Origin of the sequence: Roseateles sp. (assembly GCF_965262435.1) — a bacterium.
Lineage (GTDB): Bacteria > Pseudomonadota > Gammaproteobacteria > Burkholderiales > Burkholderiaceae_C > Paucibacter_A.
Window position 1 is genome coordinate 2,518,782 of the sequence record NZ_OZ253537.1, and the last position, 19,717, is coordinate 2,538,498.

Sequence of the window (19,717 nt, forward strand, 5' to 3'; positions counted from 1 at the left end):
GGGGCGCGACCATGTTCAATTGGATCGTCAGAGTCAGCCTGCAAAACCGGCTGTTCGTTCTCGCCTTTGCTGCGCTCTTGATGGCCTATGGCGCTGTCACCGCCTGGCGCACGCCTGTCGATGTCTTCCCCGACCTGAACAAACCCTTGGTCACCGTGCTGACCGAAGCTGGAGGCATGGCGCCCGAAGAGGTCGAGCAGCTCGTGACCTTCCCGCTGGAGACCGCGCTGAACGGCATGCCCGGCGTGACCCGGGTGCGCTCGACCTCGGGCGTCGGCCTGTCGGTGGTGTACGCCGAGTTCGATTGGGGTACCGACATTTACCGCAACCGGCAATTGGTGGCCGAGCGCCTGGCTCAGCTGAGGGGGCAACTGCCAACAGACATCACGCCCATGATGGGCCCGGTCTCGTCCATCATGGGCGAGGTGATGCTCATTGCCTTGCCGCTGCAGGGCGGCGCCGGCGCGGCCAGCCCCATGCAGGCGCGCGAGTACGCGGACTTCGTGCTGCGGCCACGGCTGCTGGGCATCGCGGGCGTCTCGCAAGTCATTCCCATCGGTGGCGAAGTGCGGCAGCTGCGCGTGGAACCCGACCCCCAGCGCATGGCCTTGTTGGGCATCTCGCTGAGCCAGGTCGAGCAGGCGCTGCGCGGCTTCGCCAGCAATGCCGGCGGTGGCTTCATCGATTTGAACAGCCGCGAGTACCTGATCCGTCACGTGGGCCGCACCAACAAGCTGGAGGATCTGCAAGGCATGGCCGTGGCCTGGAAGGACGGCCGCGCCGTGCTGCTGCAGCAAGTGGCTGAGGTGCGTTTTGCCGCGGCCATGATGCGTGGTGACGCCGGTTACAAGGGCGCACCTGCCGTCATCGTCAGCGTGCAGAAGCAGCCGACGGCCGATACGGTCAAGCTCAGCCAGCAGATCGAGCGTGCCCTGGAAGAGCTCAAGCCGGGGCTGCCAAAAGGCTTGGCAGCACCCCAGGTGCTGTTCCGCCAGGCGGACTTCATCGAGTCTTCCATCGGCAACGTCACCGAGGCGCTGCGTGATGGCGCCGTCATGGTGGCCATCGTGCTGTTCGCCTTCCTGCTGTCCGCGCGCACCACCCTGATCTCCTTACTGGCCATTCCGCTGTCGCTGGCCGTTACGGCCTTGGTGTTCCGCTTGCTGGACCAGTCCATCAATGTGATGACACTGGGCGGCCTCGCGATTGCCATCGGCGAGTTGGTGGACGACGCCGTGGTGGACGTGGAGAACATCCTGCGTCGGCTCAAAGAGAACCGCGCGCTGGCACAGCCCCGCCCGCTGCTGGAGGTGGTGAAACGGGCCAGCGTGGAAGTGCGCTCGGGCATTGTTTACGCAACCGTCATTGTGGTGTTGGTCTTCGTGCCGCTGTTTGCGCTTCCGGGGATCGAGGGCCGTTTGTTCGCGCCGCTGGGCATCGCCTACATCGTGTCCATCCTGGCTTCCATGCTCGTCTCGATGACGGTGACGCCGGTGCTGTGTAGCTTCCTGCTACCCAGCATGAAACAGCTGGCTCATGGCGACAGTCCGCTGGTGGCGAGGCTCAAGGTCTGGGATTCGCGGCTGTTGAGCTGGTCCTTCCCTCGAGCCAAGTTGCTCCTGGGCTCGGCCACGGTCGCCGTGGTGCTGGCAGCAGCCAGCGTGCCCTTCTTCCCACGAGCCTTCCTGCCGCCTTTCAATGAGGGCTCCTTGGTGCTTGGCATGGTGTTCAACCCCGGCACATCCCTCGCCGAGGCGAATCGAATGGGAGCCTTGGCAGAGCAACTGATCGCCCAGGTGCCCGAGGTCACCCAGGTCGGGCGGCGCACCGGTCGAGCCGAGTTGGATGAGCATGCCGAAGGCGTGCATTCGGCCGAGATCGATGTGGACCTGCGGCGCGATGGCAAGCCGATCAATCGCGAGGTGGTGATGGCGCAGATCCGCGCCCAGCTGTCTTCGCTGCCGGCGCAGGTGGCCATCGGCCAGCCGATCTCGCACCGACTGGACCATTTGCTTTCCGGGGTTCGCGCTCAGATTGCGTTGAAGATCTACGGCGACGACACCGACACTTTGCGCGGCCTGGCCGAGCAGATGCGCGGCCAACTGGCCGCCGTGCCGGGTTTGGTGGATCTGACGGTCGAGAAGCAGGTGCTCATCCCGCAGATCATGGTGCGCCTGGACCCCAAGCGTTTGGCGCAGACCGGGCTGCCTCCGGGTGAGGCGGTGCGCATCTTGCAAGCCCTGACCGATGGCGCCCATGGCGCGCAGATTGTTGACGGCTCGCGCCGCTACGAGCTGGTGCTGCGCTTGCCCGACGGCCAGCGAGGCCCGCAGGACCTGGCTCGCACCTTGGTCGATACGCCGGCCGGGCGTCTGCCTGTGTCCAGCTTTGCCACCGTCGAGGAGGCTGACGGCCCCAACCAGATCGGCCGTGAAAACGGCCGCCGCCGCATCGTCGTCTATGCCAACACCGATGGTTCGGACATGGGGCGCGTGGTAGCCGACATCCGGCAGCTCATCGCGAACACGCCCCTGCCCAGCGGGAGCTTCATCAGTCTGGAGGGGCAATTCCAGGCCCAGGAGCAAGCGACCCGACAAATCATCGGCCTGTCCTTCATCTCGCTGGCGATGATGTTCCTGGTGCTGTACTCGCGCTACCGCTCGGCGGTGCTCGCCGGCATCATCATGGCCAACATCCCGCTTGCCTTGATTGGCAGTGTGGCGGCGATGTGGCTTGCCGGTGTCAGCCTCTCTGTGGCGACTATGGTCGGTTTCATCACGCTGGCAGGCATCGCCACGCGCAATGGCATCTTGAAGGTCAGCCACTACATCAATCTGTGCCGTTTCGAAGGCGAGGTGTTCGGGCAGGCCATGATCGTGCGTGGCTCGCTGGAACGCCTGACGCCGGTGTTGATGACAGCGCTGGTGGCAGCGTTTGCCTTGACCCCTTTGCTGTTCGCTGGCGACGCCCCGGGCAAAGAGATCTTGCATCCGGTGGCGGTGGTGATCTTTGGCGGCCTGGTCAGTTCCACGCTGCTGGATACCTTGCTCACTCCTTTGTTGTATGGGCTTCTGGGGCGCGAGCCAACCGAGCGCTTGCTGCGCGAAGGCGATGAGGCATCTTTGGATTCAAAACCGCAGGACGCCTTCTGAGCAGGCGTCCTCAGGGCCTTGCAGTGCCGCCCTCAAGCGCACCGCGTTCAGATTGGAGAAAGAGACGATGAAACTGAAGCAATCGATCCAGATCGCACTGCTGGCCATGAGCGCCTTGAGTTTGAATCAAGCGCTGGCCCACGGCGCCGGCAAGCCTCTGCACGGCGGGACGGTGCAAGTGGCCAATGACGTGAGCTTCGAACTGGTCGTCGAGGCCGACGGCGCCACCATTTACCTGGTGGACCACGACGTGCCGATGTCTTCGAAGGGCATTGCCGGCAAGTTGACCGTGCTTCAGGGCGGCAGCAAGACCGAGGTGGAGGTGAAGGAGGCGGGCGACAACAAGCTGCGTGCCACGGGTGTCAAGCTCAGTAAAGGCGACAAGGTTGTGGCGGTGCTCAACAACGTTGAGGGCAAGACGGCGACGGTGCGATTTGCGGTGAAGTAAGCAGCATCTGCGCAAACACCGGAGCAAGGACTCGGCTTCATCCACTCGGTGCGCTGCTGGGTGGCCATATGGCCTCAGTCCCGAGGTCGCAAGACGCTCGCTCGCAAGAACCCCGTGTCTCACTCAGTTTTGTAGCAGGGTGATGTAGCAGGAGGGGGAGAAGTGAAAATCCTGAGACGGATCCATCACTTGGCGAGAAGTGGAGCGGGCGAAGGGAATCGAACCCTCGTCTTAAGCTTGGGAAGCTTCAGCTCTGCCATTGAGCTACGCCCGCCTTCGCGGCAGTATAGCGAGCGATCTCGCCGCGACGCTCACGGTGGCGCAAGGCGCGCGGCCAGCGCTTCAGCCTGCGGGCCGAAGGCATAGGCATCCATGGCCAGGCAGCCGTAGCTGAGGGCGCTGTGGATGCGCTGCGGTGCGTACTCGCTGCCGCCCGCGCCAGCGGCCACATACCAGGGCAGCAGGTGCTCGTCACTGGGATGCATGGCCACAGCGTGTGGCGCCTGCCGGCGATAGTCGAGCAGGGCGGGCCAATCGAGCGCCGCGCTGCGCTGTGCCCACCAGGTCCTGAATTCGGCCGAGGTCGGCAGCTCTGGCGCGTCGTAGGCGGGCATCTGGCTCGAAGTGAACAAGAGGCTCAGGTTGTGGGTCAGGCTGCCGCTTCCGATGATGAGCACACCCTGCTCGCTGAGCGAGCGCAAGGCCGCGCCAAGCGCAAATTGCTGAGCAGGTGACTGGCTGGCCACAAAGGCCAGGGGCAGCACAGGAATGTCCGACTCGGGGTAGAGCGAGCGCAAGGGCACCCAGATGCCGTGATCCAAACCACCCTGGTGCAGGACTTGCAGATTCAGGCCGGCCGCGGCAGCAAGGCCATGGATTTCTTGCGCCAAAGCCGGTGCGCCGGGTGCGTCGTAGCGCAGCTCGTACAAGCGCGGGTCGAAGCCACTGAAATCGTAGATGGCTTCATGCTGGGCCGCAGCCAGCAGCAAGGGCTGGCGCGCCGACGTATGTGCCGAAACGACGACGATGGCGCGCGGCCGGCCGTAGTTCGCATCCAGGCTTGCGCCCAGCTGGCGCCAGAACTGGCCGGTCTCATGACCCTCCAGCGCGGTCATGGGCGAACCATGGGACAGGAAAAGACTGGGCAGAGGGCTTGGGCGATTGGAGGTGTCCATGCCGCTATTGGGCGCCTGCGGTCGGGCATTTGGGCTGCGACTGCCTGAATGCAGCGTTCAGCCTGCCTGCACGGTCCTGCGCCTGAGGACTCCAGTGACGGGGCTTGGCCTGACGAACGGCAAGTTTGGCGGGGACTCGCTACAGTGCGCAGCATGAATTCAAGCACCGCACCCGCTTTGTCCTCCCAGCCTTTGCGTGCCAGCCACCAGCCGCCTCCGGTCTGGCTCTTGGCCTGGCGACAGCTCTGGCGCGACTGGCGAGCCGGCGAATTGCGCTTGCTGATGTTGGCGGTTTGCCTGGCGGTGGCGGCTTTGTGCGCGGTCAGCTTCTTGTCGGATCGTCTGGAGCAAGGATTGCGGCGCGATGCTGCTCAGCTGATCGGCGGCGACGCGGTCTTGCTGGCCGACCAGCCAATCCCGGGCGCCTTGCAGGACCTGGCGCGGACGCAGGGTTTGACCAGCACGTTGAGCAGCAATTTCCCCAGCATGGCCCGGGCTTCCGAGGCCCAGGGCGGACGCAGCCGATTGGTGGCGGTGAAGTCCGTCGGAACGGCCTACCCCCTGCGTGGCAGCCTGCTGCTGGCGGACGGCCGCCGAGTGGGCGCACCGGCAGCGGGAACGGTGTGGGTGGACGCTGCGGTCATCGATGCCTTGCAGATCCGGGTGGGCGACTCGCTTTTGCTGGGCGAGAGCACGCTGACCGTAGCCGGGGTGATCGCCACCGAGCCCGATCGCGGCGCCGGCTTCATGAATTTCGCACCGCGCCTGATGTTGGCCGAGTCGGATCTGGCCGCGACGGCCCTGGTGCAGCCGGCCAGCCGCGTCACCTATCGCTTGGCGGTGGCGGCGCCCGATGCGTCCGGCCAGGCTGCTGTAGCTGGGGATGCGGTGAAGCAGTTTGTCACGCGTGCCCAGGCCTTGATTGAGCGCTCGGGCTGGCGCGGCGTGCGCCTGGATTCGCTCGAAAGCGGCCGCCCGGAGATGCGCCAGACCCTGGACCGGGCGAGCAAATTCCTGAAGCTCGTGGCCATGCTGTCGGCGCTCTTGGCGGCCGTGGCTGTGGCCTTGGCCGCACGGGATTTTGCGGCCCGCCATCTTGACGATTGCGCGGTGCTGCGCGTGCTCGGCCAGGCGCAGAAGCGCATCGCCTGGGCCTACAGCATCGAGTTCGGCCTGGCCGGCCTGACGGCCAGTCTGCTCGGCATCTTGCTCGGCTGGGGCCTGCATTTCGCCTTTGTCAGTCTGCTCGCAGGGCTTTTGAATGTCAGCTTGCCCGCGCCCTCGCTCTGGCCCGCGCTGCTGGGCCTGGGCCTGGGCTTGAGCCTGCTGCTGGGCTTCGGCCTGCCGCCGGTGCTGCAGCTGGCGGCCGTGCCGGCCTTGCGGGTGATCCGGCGCGACCTGGGCGGCCTCAAGGCGGGCTCCAGCCTGGTGTTGGTGGCGGGCGTGCTGGGCTTTGCTGGCATCTTGATGGTGCTGGCTGGTGAGCTGACTCTGGGCCTGATTGCGGCCCTGGGTTTCGCCCTGGCCCTGGCCTTGTTCGCGGCCATGGCCTGGCTGGCAGTATGGTTGCTCAAGCGTTGGGTGCCCCTGGGCGCGAGTGCTGCCCAGGGTGACGGCACCGGCAAGGGGCCGACACTGCCGCGCTGGCTGGTGCTGGCGACCCGGCAGGTGGCGGCGCGACCGGGCTTTGCTGTGGTTCAGGTGTCCTCGCTGGCCGTGGGCTTGCTGGCACTGGCCTTGCTGGTGCTCCTGCGCACCGATTTGATCGACAGCTGGCTCAAGTCCACGCCGGCCAATGCCCCCGATCGTTTCGTCATCAATTTGCAGACCGATCAGGTGCCGGCCTTCCGCACCCAGATCGAGGCGGCCGGTGTGCGCAGCTATGACCTGTTTCCGATGATCCGGGGTCGCTTGCTGGCCATCAACGGCCAGCCGGTGCGGCAGCAGCAATACAGCGACGATCGCGCCCAGCGTCTGGTCGAGCGCGAGTTCAATCTCAGCCACAGCGCCCCACTGCCCAAGCACAACGCGGTCGTCCAGGGGCAATGGGTTGAGGATGAGGCGGACGGGCTCAGCGTCGAGCAGGGCTTGGCGGAGACCTTGGGTTTGAAGCTCGGTGATCGCCTGCGTTTTGATGTCGCCGGCGTGCCGGTGGAAGGGCGTATCAGCTCCCTGCGCAAAGTGGACTGGTCGTCCATGCGGGTCAATTTCTTCGTGCTGTTCCCGCGCGAGCACATGCCCGACCTGCCCAGCACCTGGGTCTCGGCCTTTCATGCGCCAGCGGGTGGCGGTCTGGACCGTGCCTTGAGCAGCGCCATGCCCAATTTGACCGTGGTCGATGTCTCGGCCCAGCTGACTCAGGTGCAGACCGTGCTCAATCAGGTGATCCAGGCGGTACAGCTGTTGTTCGGTTTCACGCTTGCCACGGGTTTGGTGGTGCTGCTGGCCTCGGTGGGCAGCACGCGTGAGGCGCGCACTCGCGAGTTCGCCTTGATGCGGGCTCTGGGCGCCAGTTCGCGCCTGCTGGCTCAGGTGCAGCGGGCCGAGCTGCTCGGCGTCGGTGCTCTGGCGGGTTTTTTGGCCGGTGCTGTGGCGGTCCTGCTTGGGGCTTTGCTGGCGCGCTTTGCGTTCGGCTTTGCCTGGAACCTCAACCTCTGGGTCCCGCTGTTCAGTCTGGTGGCCGGCGCCTTGCTGGCCCAGCTTGCCGGCTGGTGGAGCTTGCGTGGTGTGCTTCGCCGTCCGGTGATGCAAACCTTGCGCGAGGCCGATACGCAGTAGGCGGTTCTTGAGGGCGTCGAAGCGGGGGCCAAAACAAAGGCGCGCTGCCTTGCGGGAGCGCGCCTTGGGTTCAGCGGGCGGGCCGCAGCCCGCACTTTCAGAACGACTGCCAGTCGTCGTCGTTGGTGTCGGCCTTGCTGGCTGCGGGGGCCGGTGCCGGGTTCGGTGTTGGGCTGCTTGAAGCGGCAGCAGGGCGGGTCGCGCCGGCCTTCGGTGCCGGCTTGGGGCTGGGGCTTGGGCTGCTGTGAACGGCAGGCTTCTTGAACTGTGCGGAGCTATTCATACTGGAGCTGCGTGGCGCCGGGCTGCGCGCAGCCGAACGACCAGCTTGGCCTTCGTCAGCGCCCAGGCGGAACACCGACACCACTTCGGTCAGGCGCTGAGCCTGATCGCGCAGGCTCTCGGCGGCGGCGGCGGATTCCTCCACCAGGGCCGCATTCTGCTGGGTCATCTGATCGAGCTGCACGACCGCGCCGTTGACTTGCCCGATGCCGTCGCTCTGTTCACTGGAGGCAGCCGTGATCTCGCCGATGATGTCGGTGACACGCTGAACGCTGGACACGATGTCGTTCATCGAGGCGCCGGCGGCTTCCACCAACTTGGAACCCACTTCAACCCGGTCCACACTGGCGCCGATCAAGCCCTTGATCTCTTTGGCCGCCTCGGCGCTGCGCTGCGCCAGGCTGCGCACCTCGCTGGCCACCACGGCAAAGCCACGGCCTTGCTCGCCGGCCCGCGCGGCCTCAACCGCCGCGTTCAGGGCCAGGATGTTGGTCTGGAAGGCGATGCCATCGATCACGCCGATGATGTCGCTGATCTTCTTGGAGCTGTTGTTGATCTCGTCCATGGTGGTGACCACCTGGCTGACCACCTCACCGCCCTTGGCCGCGGCCGAGGAGGCCGAAGAGGCCAGCTGATTGGCGGTCTGCGCGGCATCGGCCGTCTGACGCACGGTGCCGGTCAGCTGTTCCATGGAAGAGGCGGCCTGCTGCAGATTGGATGCCGTCTGTTCGGTACGCTGCGACAGGTCCTGTGCACCCAAGGCGATCTCGCTGGAGGCTGTGGTGATGGAGTTGCTGGCCGAACGCACGTCCAGCAGGATGCGTTGGATCTTCTCGGCAAACATATTGAAGGACGCGGCGATTCGGGAGATCTCGTCGCGGCCGCTTTCCGGCAGGCGCTGGGTCAGATCGCCCCCGCCGGCACTGATTTCGTCCAGCGCCGCGCGCACGCCTTCCAAACCGCGCAACATGGTGGAGATCACTGTGGCCATCAGGGCGCCAGCCAGCACCATCACCACCACCAGCACCAGTGCGGCCGTGCGCAGCAGCGAGCTCAAAGAGGCCAGCGCCTCGCTGCGGTCTGCCGCGACGACCAGTATCCAGTCGGTGTTGTCGATGGCCACGCCGCGCAGCAGGAAGTCGCTGCCACCGATCGTGGCGTCCACCCAGGGGGCACCCGCCTCCTGCAACTGTTTCAAGGCTTTGGCATCGAGCTGGGGCGAGAGTTCGCTGACTGGCTTGAGCGCCAACTCAGCATTCGGGTGGGCGACGATGCTGCCTTTGCTGGACATCAGAAAGGCGAAGCCATTGGGCGTCGGCTTGATGGCCTTGACGGTGGTGGAGACCTCGTTCAGGAACACATCGGTGGCGGCCACGGCCTTGGTCGCCCCGCCGTCCTTGACCGCCAAGGCAAAGGTCACCACCAGCAGCTTGCGAGCGGCATCCATATAGGGGTCGGTGATGACGGGGCCGCTCGAATTGGCGGCCAGGGTGTACCAGGGGCGGCCGGTCGGGTCATAGCCCGGTGGCAGGTCCTGGGGCGTGTTGAACAGCACGCGCTTGTCGGCATGGCCGATATAGGCCGCTTCCAGCCGACCTGATTTGGCGGCCTGCACCAGATAGGGCTTGGGGTCCGCCTCGGCCGCCGCCGGCACCATGGAGCTGACGATGTCGCGTTGGGTGCTCACCCATTGGTTGATGGATGCCGCGCGGCCGGCTGCCAGGGCGTCCAGGCTGGCCAGTTCACTGCTGTAGGTGTGGCTTCGCACGATCACATAGTTGGCGATCGTGGCCAGGCTCAGCGTGAGCACCACCACCACAATGCTGAGCGTGATCAGGCGGGTTTTGATGGAATCGAACATGAGGGATCCTCTGCGAAGGTCGGAGCGAGGCGGGTAGGGCCGGGGGCAGCGCCAGTGGCTGTGCGTCAGAAACTCTCCCAGTCACCCTCTTGCTGGGGTGGACTGGCGGGGCTGCTCGCACGTGCCGGCGCGGGGGCTCGGCTTGGCGGGCTGCTGGTTTTGCTGGCATTCAGTGCAGGCTCAGGCGCCTTGGCCGGTTTGAGCGCGGGCTTGGGCTTGCTGGCGCTTGCGCTGACCGGCCGGGGGGCGGGCGCTGCAGGCACCGATGTGCTCGGGCTGGCTGGCTTGGACCGGGCCAGGTTCTGGCTCACCATGCTGGACTGCGCCAAATGGAAGACCGAGACGGCCTCGATCAAGCGCTGGGCCTGGTCGCGCAGACTTTCGGCCGCAGCCGCGGATTCTTCAACCAGGGCGGCATTCTGCTGCGTCATCTGATCAAGCTGCACCACCGACTGGTTGATCTGGCCGATGCCGTCGCTCTGTTCGCTGGCTGCGGCGGTGATCTCACCGATGATGTCCTGCACCCGCTGCACGCTGGAGACGATGTCGGTCATGGAGTTGCCGGCCTCATTGACCAGGCGTGAGCCCATCTCTACACGCTCGACGCTGGCGCCGATCAGGGTCTTGATCTCCTTGGCCGCTTCGGCGCTGCGCTGTGCCAGGGAGCGCACCTCGCTGGCGACGACCGCGAAGCCGCGGCCCTGCTCGCCGGCACGCGCGGCTTCAACGGCCGCATTCAGGGCCAGGATGTTGGTTTGAAACGCGATGCCGTCGATCACGCCGATGATGTCGTTGATCTTGCGCGAGCTGGCATTGATCTCGTCCATGGTGGCGACCACCTGGCCGACCACCTGGCCACCCTTGGCTGCTGCCGTGGCGGCCGACGACACCAGTTGGTTGGCCGTCTGGGCCGAGTCGGCCGTTTGCTTGACGGTGCCGGTCAGCTCCGTCATTGAAGAGGCGGCGAGTTGAAGATTGGAGGCCGTCTGCTCGGTGCGCTGGCTGAGGTCTTGATTGCCCGAGGCAATTTCTGCACTGGCCGTACCGATCGAATCGGAGGACTGCCGGACCGTGCCGATGGTCTCGGCCAGGCGCTCGCGCATGGATTCGGTCTGCTGGATCAGCAGGCCGATTTCATCATTTCGCTGGCTGATCACCGATTGCGACAGGTCGCCCTGCGCAATCGAACTGATGGCGTCGGTCAGGTCGCCGAGGGGTTTGGTGATCCAGTTGCGCATCATCCAGAACAGGCCGAAACCGAGGCCGGCCGTGGTCAAACTCAGCATGATCCAGAACGGCACCATGGTGGCCCAGTGCGAAGCCATGGACTCGCTGCGTGAGACCTGGGCGATGATCCAGAAGCCGCCTTGTGGATTGCGCCGGCCGACGGCGAAATAGCTGCCCCCCTTGCCGTTCAGCACATCGGGCGCGTCCGCGACATAGCCATCCTTGGAGTCCAGCAACGCGGTCATGAATTTGTCGAAGTCCGGCGACACCTCGCTGACCAACTTGTTCTTGGCGCTGGGGTGCGACACCAGCCGGGCATTCTTGCCATCGGCGTCCGCGGCAATGGCATAGGTGCCTCCGGACTCGAAGAACTTGGCGTCGGCCGCCATCTTGTCCATGGCCTTCTGGAAGCCCTCCATGTCCAGCGCGATTGCCAGCAGGCCGATGACCTTGCCAGCCTCGCTCTTGATCGGGTCGTAGTAGGCCATGAAGACCTTGCCTTCGAGCACCACGCGGCCAGCAAATGCTTTGCCCTGCATCAGGCTGGCATAGCCAGGGTGGTTCTTGCCCAGCGGGGCGGTGTTGCGCTCGCCAGCGGCGTTCTTCAGCGAGGAGGTGATGCGGACGAAGTCGTCGCCCTTGAGCGCGAAGATGGAGGCAGCGCCGCCGGTGGTGCCGGCGAATTTGTCCACCTGGGTGGTATTGCCATTGAGCTTGGGGCCCCAGTCACGCAGGTCGCCGGTGGCCTCATCCAGCTGGAACACCGGCCCGAATTCCTGGCGGAAGGTGCCGTAGCTCTGCTGAACCATGGTCTTGGCCACATCGTCCATGGCCGTCATGGAGTCGACCAGGGACTGAGTCTTGTCGCCTACCCAGCTGGTGACGCGCTCGTGAGCCACCCGGGTCAAGAGAACACTGACGGCGCCGCTGACGGTCAGCAGGGATCCTGCCAGGGCAATCACGCCCACCATCGAGACGCGCCGTGCGATCGAGGTCACACCTGATGCCATAGTGGCTGCTCCAACGAATGCTACGAAGACTTGTTCCTCCGCCGGCAATGCCGGCAGGGCAGGGCATCCCGTCGCCAGTGCTGGCGTGGACGAAACTTACATGGCCAGCGAGTCCATCAAGCCCATATCGGCGCTGCTCATCAGACCTTCGATGTCCATCAGGATCAACATGCGGTCACTGACCGTGCCGATGCCTGTGATGAAGCTGGTGTCGACCGAGGCAGAACTCAATTCCGGCGCCGGGCGGATCGCGTCGCGGTTCAGTTCCAGCACATCGCTGACCGAGTCCACGACGGCGCCGACCACGCGGTTGCGCACGTTGAGCACGATCACCACGGTGAAGCTGTTGTACTCGGCACTCGGGCATCCCAGCTTCAGGCGCAGGTCGACGATGGGGACGATGACGCCGCGCAGATTGACCACGCCCTTGATGAAATCGGGCGCGTTGGCGATGCGGGTCGGTGGCTCGTAGGAGCGGATCTCCTGGACCTTCAGGATGTCAATGCCGTACTCCTCGGCACCCAGGCGGAAGGTCAGGTACTCGCCGCTTGCTGGGCCGTGAGCCTTCAGGGCAAGGTTTCCATTGTCCTGGCGCAGCGCCGGCACATTGTCTCGGGTGGTTTCCATGGCTTACCTCGTTGGAAGTTCGGGTTTGACGTGTTGCGAAGGAGGAGGATGGCGAAGGGCGATCAGAACGATTCCCAGTCACCCTCGGCTTGCGCCGGAGCGGGAGCCGGCGAACGCGCGGGGGGGCTGGGTCGGGCCGCTGGTGCAGGTGAGTGCGAGGCGTGGCTTGTTGCCGGCCGGGGGCTGGCGGCGGCGGGCTTGACCATCTTGCTGGCGGCCGGGCGGGGCGCTGCGGCGGGCTGGCTGGTTGATGGCTGCGGGCGTGATTTGCTGGCCCCGAAACCAGCGCCATGCGCGGGCTTGACTTCGGCCGTGACCCTGAAGCGGTCCACGGCCTCGGCCAGACGTTCGGCCTGGTCTTTCAGGCTTTCGGCCGCCGCCGCGGATTCCTCCACCAGGGCTGCGTTCTGCTGGGTCATCTGGTCCAGTTGGACCACGGACTGATTGACCTGGCCAATGCCGTCGCTCTGCTCGCTGGCAGCGGCCGAGATTTCGCCAATGATGTCGCTGACGCGCTGCACGCTGCTGACGATCTCGGTCATTGAGGTGCCGGCGTCTTGCACCAGGCGCGAGCCTGTTTCTACCCGCTCGACGCTGGCGCCGATCAGGGTCTTGATTTCACGCGCAGCCTCGGCGCTGCGCTGGGCGAGCGAGCGAACTTCGCTGGCCACCACGGCAAAGCCACGGCCTTGTTCGCCGGCACGGGCCGCTTCGACGGCTGCATTCAGGGCGAGGATATTGGTCTGGAAGGCGATGCCATCGATCACGCCGATGATGTCGCTGATCTTCTTGGAGCTGGTGTTGATCTCGTCCATGGTCGCGACGACCTGGCCCACCACATCACCGCCCTTGGCTGCCGCCGTGGAGGCCGAATTGGCCAACTGGTTGGCGGTGCGCGCCGAATCAGCCGTCTGCTTGACCGTGCCCGTCAGCTGCACCATGGAGGACGCCGCCTGCTGGAGGTTGGATGCGGTCTGCTCGGTGCGACCCGACAGGTCTTGGTTGCCGGTGGCAATCTCGACCGAGGCCGTGCGGATGCTGTCGGCCGATACGCGCAGATGACCGACCAGGCTTTGCAGTGCCTGCTGCATGTTCTGCAGCGAGTTCATCAGATGCGAGGCTTCGTCCTGCCCGATCACCTCCTTGGCGGTCATGGTCAGGTCACCCTTGGCAATGGCATCGGCCAAGGCGCCGGCTTCTGCCAGCGGTGTGCAGATGCTCTGCATATTGAGCAAGGTCAGCGGCACCACGATCACCGAGCTGAGAACCAGCACGGCGATGAACACGGTGAACACCGTGCCTTGGGTGGCTTGGCTGGCCTTCATGGCCTTGTCCGATTCCTGGGCCAGTGACTTGCGCAGCTCAGCCAACAGCTTTTCAGCCTCTTGTGCGTGCTCCTTGGCGGCCTTCAGCGCGCCATTGGCATCGCTGGCATTGGCGATGCTCCCAGACTCCAACTGGCCCAGGACGGGTTGCGCCTTGGCCACGTAGTCATTCATCAAGGGCAGGATCTGGCCCAGCACCTTGTTGTTGGCGTCCTCATGGCCGTGCATCAACTCCTTGACGTTGTCTTCGAGCGCTTTGCGGGCCTCATCCCATTTCTGGTGGTAGGCCTTGACCTGATCGGCCTGGGCATGATTGATCACCATGTCCTTTTCATAGCGCCGCAGATTGCCCATGGCCTCGATCAACAAGGTCATGTGATGGGCGTCGCCCACCGACTTTTCCGCGAACTGCTGGTTCTGGCCGCGCAGCGAGTTCATGCCGTAGAGACCGACACCACCCACGATCAGCAGCAGGGCCAGAACCATGGCAATGGCGCCGATCATGCGGGTGCGGATGCTGAACATTCGGAGCATGGCGCTCAGATTCATCGAATACCTCTGTATCTCTTGGGTAAGGAACCGGCCGAAGCCGGATCAATGGCGCGAGCGGCGAACCAAGCTGCCGACGTCCAGGATCAACGCGACCCGGCCATCGCCCATGATGGTGGCTCCGGAGACATCGGTGACCTTGCGGTAGTTCGCTTCCAAGTTCTTCACCACCACCTGCTGCTGGCCGAGCAGCTCGTCCACCAGCAGGGCGACCCGGCCGCCTTCGGCCTCGACGACCACCATGATGGAGGAGACATGTTCGAAGTCGAAGCGCGGCACATTGAAGATGGTCTCCAAGCCAATGACAGGCATGTACTCGTCACGCACCTCCACCACACGACCCGAGCCGGCCACCGTCTTGATGGTGTCGGCCTGCACCTGGAAGGACTCGACCACCGAGGACAGCGGCAGGATGTAGACCTCTTCGCCCACACCCACGCTCATGCCGTCCATGATGGCCAGGGTCAGCGGCAGGCGCACCGAGACCTTCATGCCGTAGCCTTCGGCAGAGTCGATCTCCACCGTGCCGCCGAGCGAGGTGATGTTCCGTTTCACCACGTCCATGCCGACACCGCGGCCGGAGACGTCGGTCACCTGGTCGGCCGTAGAGAAGCCGGGCGCGAAGATCAGGCCCCAGACTTCCGAGTCGGTCATGGAGTCCGGCGCGTCGATGCCTTTTTCGCGGGCCTTCTTGATCAGCTTTTCGCGGTTCAGACCGCGGCCGTCGTCGCGCACCTCGATCACGATCGAGCCGCCTTGGTGAGAGGCGACGAGGGTGATGGTGCCTTGCTCGGGCTTGCCCTTGGCGACGCGGTCGGCCGGTTGTTCGATGCCATGGTCGCAGCTGTTGCGCACCAGGTGGGTCAGCGGATCGGTGATCTTCTCAACCAGACTCTTGTCCAGTTCGGTGGCTTCACCCTGGGTGACCAGCTCGACCTTCTTGCCCAGCTTGGCAGCGAGGTCGCGCAACATGCGCGGGAAACGGTTGAAGACGACCGACATGGGAATCATGCGGATCGACATCACCGACTCTTGGAGATCGCGGGTGTTGCGTTCCAGATCGGCCAGGCCGGAGGCCAGCTGCTGGTACAGGCCAGGTGCCAGATCGCGGCTGTTTTGCGCCAGCATGGCTTGGGTGATCACGAGCTCGCCGACCAGATTGATCAGCTGGTCCACCTTCTCGATGGACACGCGCAGCGTGGACTGCTCCATGCCCGCCGCAGCAGGGCGGGCTTCGGCCTTGACGGCGGGTGCCGCAGCCACCACCGGCTTGGCCGCTTCGGCCTGCACCTTGAGTTCGGTGCCGGTTTCGGTGCTTTCAGGCACGCCGGGCGCGTTGTCGAAGAAGCCGTAGCCGGGGTCGTTGTCTTTCTCTTCGGCAGCCGGAGCGCCCGGAGCGTCGGCATGGAAGCCGAAACCGGGGCCGAAGGGCGTCAGCTTGACCTGTTCGCGGGCCACATGGAAGGTGAACAGATCGAGCAGATCGTTGTCCGAGCTGCCGGTCAGGACCTTGAATCGACGCACGCCGTCGGCGGCCACGCCGCCGTCCAGCGGTTCGATGGTGCCCAAGTCGGTGATTTCCTTGAACAGCTCGACCAAGTTGTCGGCCAGGCTCAGGTCGCTGAGCGGGCCAACTTGCAGCTCCAGTTCGCGGGCGGTCGGCTTGGCCGGCGCTGCTGCCCGAGGCGCTGGTGCCGGCGCTGCGGCAGTGGCTTTGGGCGCGGGGGCGGGCGCTGCGGCCTGCTCGCCTTCGACGAAGCTGCGGATGCTGATCAGCAGATCGCTGGTGTCCACGGCAGCCGCACCAGAGCCCTGGTGGCGGCCCAGCTGAGCGCGCAAGGCATCGCCCGACTGCAAGAGCACGTCGACCATGGGCGACGTGGCGTTGAGCTCATGGCGGCGCAGCTTGTCGAGCAGCGTCTCCATTTGGTGGGTCAGCTCGGCCACATCGCTGAAGCCGAAAGTCGCGGCGCCGCCCTTGATGGAGTGGGCGCAGCGGAAAATCGCGTTGAGCTCTTCGTCGTCGGCAGTTTCGACATTCAGGTTCAGCAGCAGCTGTTCCATGGTGTCGAGGTTCTCGGCCGCCTCTTCGAAGAAGACTTGGTAAAACTGGCTCAGGTCGATGCCGGCGCTCAGGCTGGCGCCCTCGGAGGTCATATCACCCATGCTTTGCTCCAGTGTGGTGAGGGCATCAACGGATGACTTTGCCGATGACTTCGATCAGCTTGGCCGGGTCGAAGGGCTTCACCAACCAACCCGTGGCACCGGCAGCGCGGCCGGCCTGCTTCATCTGGTCGCTGGACTCGGTGGTCAGGATCAGAATCGGCGTCGTCTTGAACTTCGGGTTGTCGCGCAGCTTCTTGGTCAGGCTGATGCCATCCATGCGCGGCATGTTCTGGTCGGTCAGCACCAAGTCAAAGTCACGCGTGCCGGACTTTTCGAGGGCGTCCTGGCCATCGACGGCCTCGACCACATTGAAGCCTGCGTTCTTCAGTGTGAAGGAGACCATCTGGCGCATCGAGGCCGAATCGTCCACAGCAAGAATTGAGTGCATTGTTGTTTCTCCGGGTATCAAGCTGGTTTCGGAAAATTACTGGGGTTCTTTAGAACAATTCGACTGAACCGGCGTCCATCTCATCTTGCGTGACCGGATTGGGCCGTAGCGGAGCAATTTCCACCACGGTGGCACCGTCTTCGTCATCGCCAAAGGTATCGCGCGCCAGTTGGTCCGCGCAGTTGCGCAAGCGCTGGCTGGTGTGGGCGATCAGCTGGGTGGCCATGTCCTGGAACTGCAGCGCGGTGATCGCGCCGGCAATGTCCAGCATGACCTTCTGCAGGACCGGGGCGTGGCCGTCACCGGGTGCTTCGCCCCCATTCAGCAGCCCATGCACATGACCGGATGCACTGTAGAAGTGGGTGGACAGGGCTTCCCCTGCGTCATCGAGCAGGCGTTGCAGGCGCTCCAGGTCATGGGTGACCGTCATCAGGTGATCCTGGAGCTCGGCCGCAGCCAGCAGCGGCGTCATTCCCTGTTCGGGTGGGTCAGGCGTTTCATTCATCAGCATCTTTGCTCCACGCTTATGGACCTGCCAAGCGCAAGACCTGACCCCGTTTCGGGGCAGTGTCTCGGCCCAGCGGGGCGACCGGTTCTTGCGAGCATCTTCGGCAATTCCTGCAGAACTGTCGACAGGACAATGGACGCATAACCGGCCTATTTGTGTGATTCGACACCGGCGACGAAGTAAATATAAGGGTAAACCCTTTTATGGCGTCGCTTCCTCGCTGATTCGTGCCAATGCCGCAGCTGTCACGGACTGAGTGGTTCATTCATTCCCGGCATACTCGCCCCCCATGACGATCTCTACCGCTGATCGCCGGCTGCGCGTGTTGCATATAGAAGACTCTGAGCTCGATCATCAATTGATCATGGCTCAGCTGCGCCGTGCCGGTTTGAACCTGGAATTGCACCGAGTGGACACCTTGGCTGAGGTGCGGCAGGCCCTCGATGAGCCCTGGGATGCTGTGGTCTCCGACTACAACCTGCCCGGTTTTTCCGGCCTGCTGGTGCTGGACATGCTGAAGGAGAGCAAGCGACTGCTGCCCTTTGTGCTGGTGTCCGGCGAAATTGGTGAAGACACGGCGGTGGCGGCGATGCGCACGGGCGCCTCGGACTACTTGCTCAAGAAAGACCTGGCGCGCCTGGCGCCGGCCTTGCTCCACGCCATCGAGGCCTGCGAGTCGGAGCGTGCCCGCATCGAGGCCGACCGAGAGTTGCTCAAGTCGAAGCAGCGTCTGCACGAGTTGGCTGGCCATCTGCAGACCAGCGTCGAGATGGAGCGTGCAGCGATCGCGCGCGAGATTCACGACGATGTCGGTGGCTCCTTGACGGCGCTGAAGTTCGACCTGGCCTGGATCAACCGCCACGCCCAGGACCCGGCCGTGCTGCAGCGGGTGCAATCGGCGCTGGAGACCGTGACCTCGGCCATCGAGGCCAGCCAGCGCATCATGCACAACCTGAGGCCGGCCATTCTGGAACAGGGTTTGGTGGCAGCCGTGCAATGGATGGCGGCTCGCTTCGAGCGCCGCACCGGTATCGTCACGACCATGCGCACCAGCCATGATCAGATGCAGCTGCCGGCTGGCGTGCCCTTGGTGGCCTACCGCACGGCCCAGGAGGCTTTGACCAATGTCTCCAAGCATGCACAGGCCACGCGGGTTCATATCGAGCTGAGCGTGGACTCCGGCGTGCTAACGCTGGAGCTCAGCGACAATGGGGTCGGCATTGCTGCAGGCGCCTTGGCCAAGGCGCGCAGTTTTGGCATTCGCGGCTTGCACGAGCGCGCCGCAACGGTAGGAGGTTGGGTGGACTTGAGCAGCAACAGCAAGGGCACGAGCCTGATTCTTTCGGTGCCACTGATGGCGGATGCCATGGATCAGTTCGGCGGCGATGAGGGCGCGGCGGTCGCGCATGACCCGTCGGCATGGGGTGGCGCATGATCAAGGTGATCCTCTGCGACGACCATGCCCTGATTCGCCGTGGCATTCGTGACACCTTGTCCGATGTGCCCGATATCGAGGTGATTGGCGAGGCCGGCGACTACGGTGAGCTGCGCAGCCTGCTGCGCGATCTGGGGCCTAATGCGGCGGTCGATGTGCTGGTGCTGGACATCAATATGCCGGGCCGCAGCGGCCTGGATGTGCTGCATGTGATGAAAGATGAGGGCACGGCGATCCGCACCCTGATCGTGTCCATGTACCCGGAGGACCAGTACGCGATCCGTGCGCTGCGGGCCGGTGCTTTCGGCTACGTCAACAAGGGTGGGGATCCGCAGGTGCTGGTGCAGGCCGTGCGTACGGTGGCCCAGGGTCGCAAGTACGTGACCCCGGAGATCGCGCAGATGCTGGTGGAAAGCCTCACCGCGCCGGTCAACGAGCAGGCGCACCAAAAACTGTCCGATCGCGAATTGCAGACCTTGGTGATGATCGCCTCCGGCAAGCGCCTGTCGGACATTGCCGAGGAGCTGATGCTCAGCCCCAAGACCGTCAGTGTCTACCGGGCCCGCGTGCTGGAAAAGCTGGCCCTGGCCAACAATTCCGAGCTGACGGTCTACGCCATCCGCAACGGCCTGGTCGCCAGCTGAAGCTGGCGCAAGCTCCGGGCGATGTCCTCTGGTTCGTGAGCTCAGGCCAGCCCTTCGTCCGTCCCTGCAAAGCGGGCATTTGACCGCGCTGTTTCCCCGATAGACCGGGGCGGCTGGATGGTAAAAAATCCGGCTCATGACT

At 64.6% G+C, this 19,717-nt stretch carries 13 protein-coding genes and 1 tRNA gene; 5 read left to right on the forward strand and 9 right to left on the reverse strand.

What is annotated here, in order from left to right; translation table 11 throughout:
* Positions 1-11 precede the first annotated feature (11 nt).
* Positions 12-3,152, forward strand: coding sequence for an efflux RND transporter permease subunit (locus ACQY39_RS10815; protein WP_428506085.1), 3,141 nt, complete (start codon positions 12-14; stop codon positions 3,150-3,152).
* 67 nt (positions 3,153-3,219) lie between these two features.
* Positions 3,220-3,600 carry a hypothetical protein gene (locus ACQY39_RS10820; RefSeq protein WP_428506087.1) on the forward strand — a complete coding sequence of 127 codons (381 nt, stop codon included), beginning with the start codon at positions 3,220-3,222 and terminating at the stop codon, positions 3,598-3,600.
* A 200-nt stretch (positions 3,601-3,800) separates the two neighbouring features.
* On the opposite strand, the gene ACQY39_RS10825 is transcribed toward ACQY39_RS10820, so the two are convergent.
* Positions 3,801-3,874, reverse strand: a tRNA-Gly gene (locus tag ACQY39_RS10825).
* Positions 3,875-3,911: 37 nt separating this feature from the next.
* Complete coding sequence (locus ACQY39_RS10830; protein WP_428506089.1) at positions 3,912-4,775, reverse strand: DODA-type extradiol aromatic ring-opening family dioxygenase; 864 nt, start codon at positions 4,773-4,775, stop codon at positions 3,912-3,914.
* A 153-nt stretch (positions 4,776-4,928) separates the two neighbouring features.
* On the opposite strand from ACQY39_RS10830, the gene ACQY39_RS10835 reads away from it, so the two are divergent.
* Positions 4,929-7,553: an ABC transporter permease gene (locus ACQY39_RS10835; protein WP_428506091.1), complete on the forward strand. Its 2,625-nt coding sequence runs from the start codon at positions 4,929-4,931 to the stop codon at positions 7,551-7,553.
* A gap of 97 nt (positions 7,554-7,650) precedes the next feature.
* On the opposite strand, the gene ACQY39_RS10840 is transcribed toward ACQY39_RS10835, so the two are convergent.
* From ACQY39_RS10840 to ACQY39_RS10870, 7 genes are all read right to left on the reverse strand, one after another.
* Positions 7,651-9,696, reverse strand: a complete 2,046-nt coding sequence (locus ACQY39_RS10840; protein ID WP_428506093.1) for a methyl-accepting chemotaxis protein — start codon at positions 9,694-9,696, stop codon at positions 7,651-7,653.
* A gap of 65 nt (positions 9,697-9,761) precedes the next feature.
* A complete protein-coding gene (locus ACQY39_RS10845; protein WP_428506095.1) occupies positions 9,762-11,933 on the reverse strand; it encodes a methyl-accepting chemotaxis protein in 2,172 nt (723 codons plus the stop codon).
* Positions 11,934-12,029: 96 nt separating this feature from the next.
* On the reverse strand, positions 12,030-12,560 hold the full coding sequence (locus ACQY39_RS10850; RefSeq protein WP_263519478.1) for a chemotaxis protein CheW: 531 nt from the start codon (positions 12,558-12,560) through the stop codon (positions 12,030-12,032).
* A 62-nt stretch (positions 12,561-12,622) separates the two neighbouring features.
* Complete coding sequence (locus ACQY39_RS10855) at positions 12,623-14,434, reverse strand: methyl-accepting chemotaxis protein (protein ID WP_428506098.1); 1,812 nt, start codon at positions 14,432-14,434, stop codon at positions 12,623-12,625.
* Between the two features lie 45 nt (positions 14,435-14,479).
* Positions 14,480-16,600: a chemotaxis protein CheA gene (locus ACQY39_RS10860; RefSeq protein ID WP_428506100.1), complete on the reverse strand. Its 2,121-nt coding sequence runs from the start codon at positions 16,598-16,600 to the stop codon at positions 14,480-14,482.
* Between the two features lie 25 nt (positions 16,601-16,625).
* Positions 16,626-16,988: a response regulator gene (locus tag ACQY39_RS10865; protein ID WP_102767284.1), complete on the reverse strand. Its 363-nt coding sequence runs from the start codon at positions 16,986-16,988 to the stop codon at positions 16,626-16,628.
* A gap of 49 nt (positions 16,989-17,037) precedes the next feature.
* Complete coding sequence (locus tag ACQY39_RS10870; protein ID WP_428506102.1) at positions 17,038-17,493, reverse strand: hypothetical protein; 456 nt, start codon at positions 17,491-17,493, stop codon at positions 17,038-17,040.
* 292 nt (positions 17,494-17,785) lie between these two features.
* Between ACQY39_RS10870 and ACQY39_RS10875 the strand changes: the two genes are divergently transcribed.
* A complete protein-coding gene (locus tag ACQY39_RS10875; protein ID WP_428506104.1) occupies positions 17,786-18,931 on the forward strand; it encodes a response regulator in 1,146 nt (381 codons plus the stop codon).
* The gene (locus tag ACQY39_RS10880) at positions 18,928-19,575 is read left to right on the forward strand and encodes a response regulator (RefSeq protein ID WP_428506106.1); all 648 of its coding nucleotides are present in this window, start codon (positions 18,928-18,930) and stop codon (positions 19,573-19,575) included. The genes ACQY39_RS10875 and ACQY39_RS10880 overlap by 4 nt, the downstream gene beginning before the upstream one ends.
* The last annotated feature ends 142 nt before the right edge of the window (positions 19,576-19,717 follow it).

What these genes read in the sequence shown, in the direction of transcription:
- ACQY39_RS10815 (WP_428506085.1), top strand. Translation starts at nt 12, where the DNA reads ATGTTCAATTGGATCGTCAGAGTCAGCCTGCAAAACCGGCTGTTCGTT.
- ACQY39_RS10820 (WP_428506087.1), top strand. Translation starts at nt 3,220, where the DNA reads ATGAAACTGAAGCAATCGATCCAGATCGCACTGCTGGCCATGAGCGCC.
- ACQY39_RS10830 (WP_428506089.1), bottom strand. Translation starts at nt 4,775, where the DNA reads ATGGACACCTCCAATCGCCCAAGCCCTCTGCCCAGTCTTTTCCTGTCC.
- ACQY39_RS10835 (WP_428506091.1), top strand. Translation starts at nt 4,929, where the DNA reads ATGAATTCAAGCACCGCACCCGCTTTGTCCTCCCAGCCTTTGCGTGCC.
- ACQY39_RS10840 (WP_428506093.1), bottom strand. Translation starts at nt 9,696, where the DNA reads ATGTTCGATTCCATCAAAACCCGCCTGATCACGCTCAGCATTGTGGTG.
- ACQY39_RS10845 (WP_428506095.1), bottom strand. Translation starts at nt 11,933, where the DNA reads ATGGCATCAGGTGTGACCTCGATCGCACGGCGCGTCTCGATGGTGGGC.
- ACQY39_RS10850 (WP_263519478.1), bottom strand. Translation starts at nt 12,560, where the DNA reads ATGGAAACCACCCGAGACAATGTGCCGGCGCTGCGCCAGGACAATGGA.
- ACQY39_RS10855 (WP_428506098.1), bottom strand. Translation starts at nt 14,434, where the DNA reads ATGAATCTGAGCGCCATGCTCCGAATGTTCAGCATCCGCACCCGCATG.
- ACQY39_RS10860 (WP_428506100.1), bottom strand. Translation starts at nt 16,600, where the DNA reads ATGGGTGATATGACCTCCGAGGGCGCCAGCCTGAGCGCCGGCATCGAC.
- ACQY39_RS10865 (WP_102767284.1), bottom strand. Translation starts at nt 16,988, where the DNA reads ATGCACTCAATTCTTGCTGTGGACGATTCGGCCTCGATGCGCCAGATG.
- ACQY39_RS10870 (WP_428506102.1), bottom strand. Translation starts at nt 17,493, where the DNA reads ATGAATGAAACGCCTGACCCACCCGAACAGGGAATGACGCCGCTGCTG.
- ACQY39_RS10875 (WP_428506104.1), top strand. Translation starts at nt 17,786, where the DNA reads ATGACGATCTCTACCGCTGATCGCCGGCTGCGCGTGTTGCATATAGAA.
- ACQY39_RS10880 (WP_428506106.1), top strand. Translation starts at nt 18,928, where the DNA reads ATGATCAAGGTGATCCTCTGCGACGACCATGCCCTGATTCGCCGTGGC.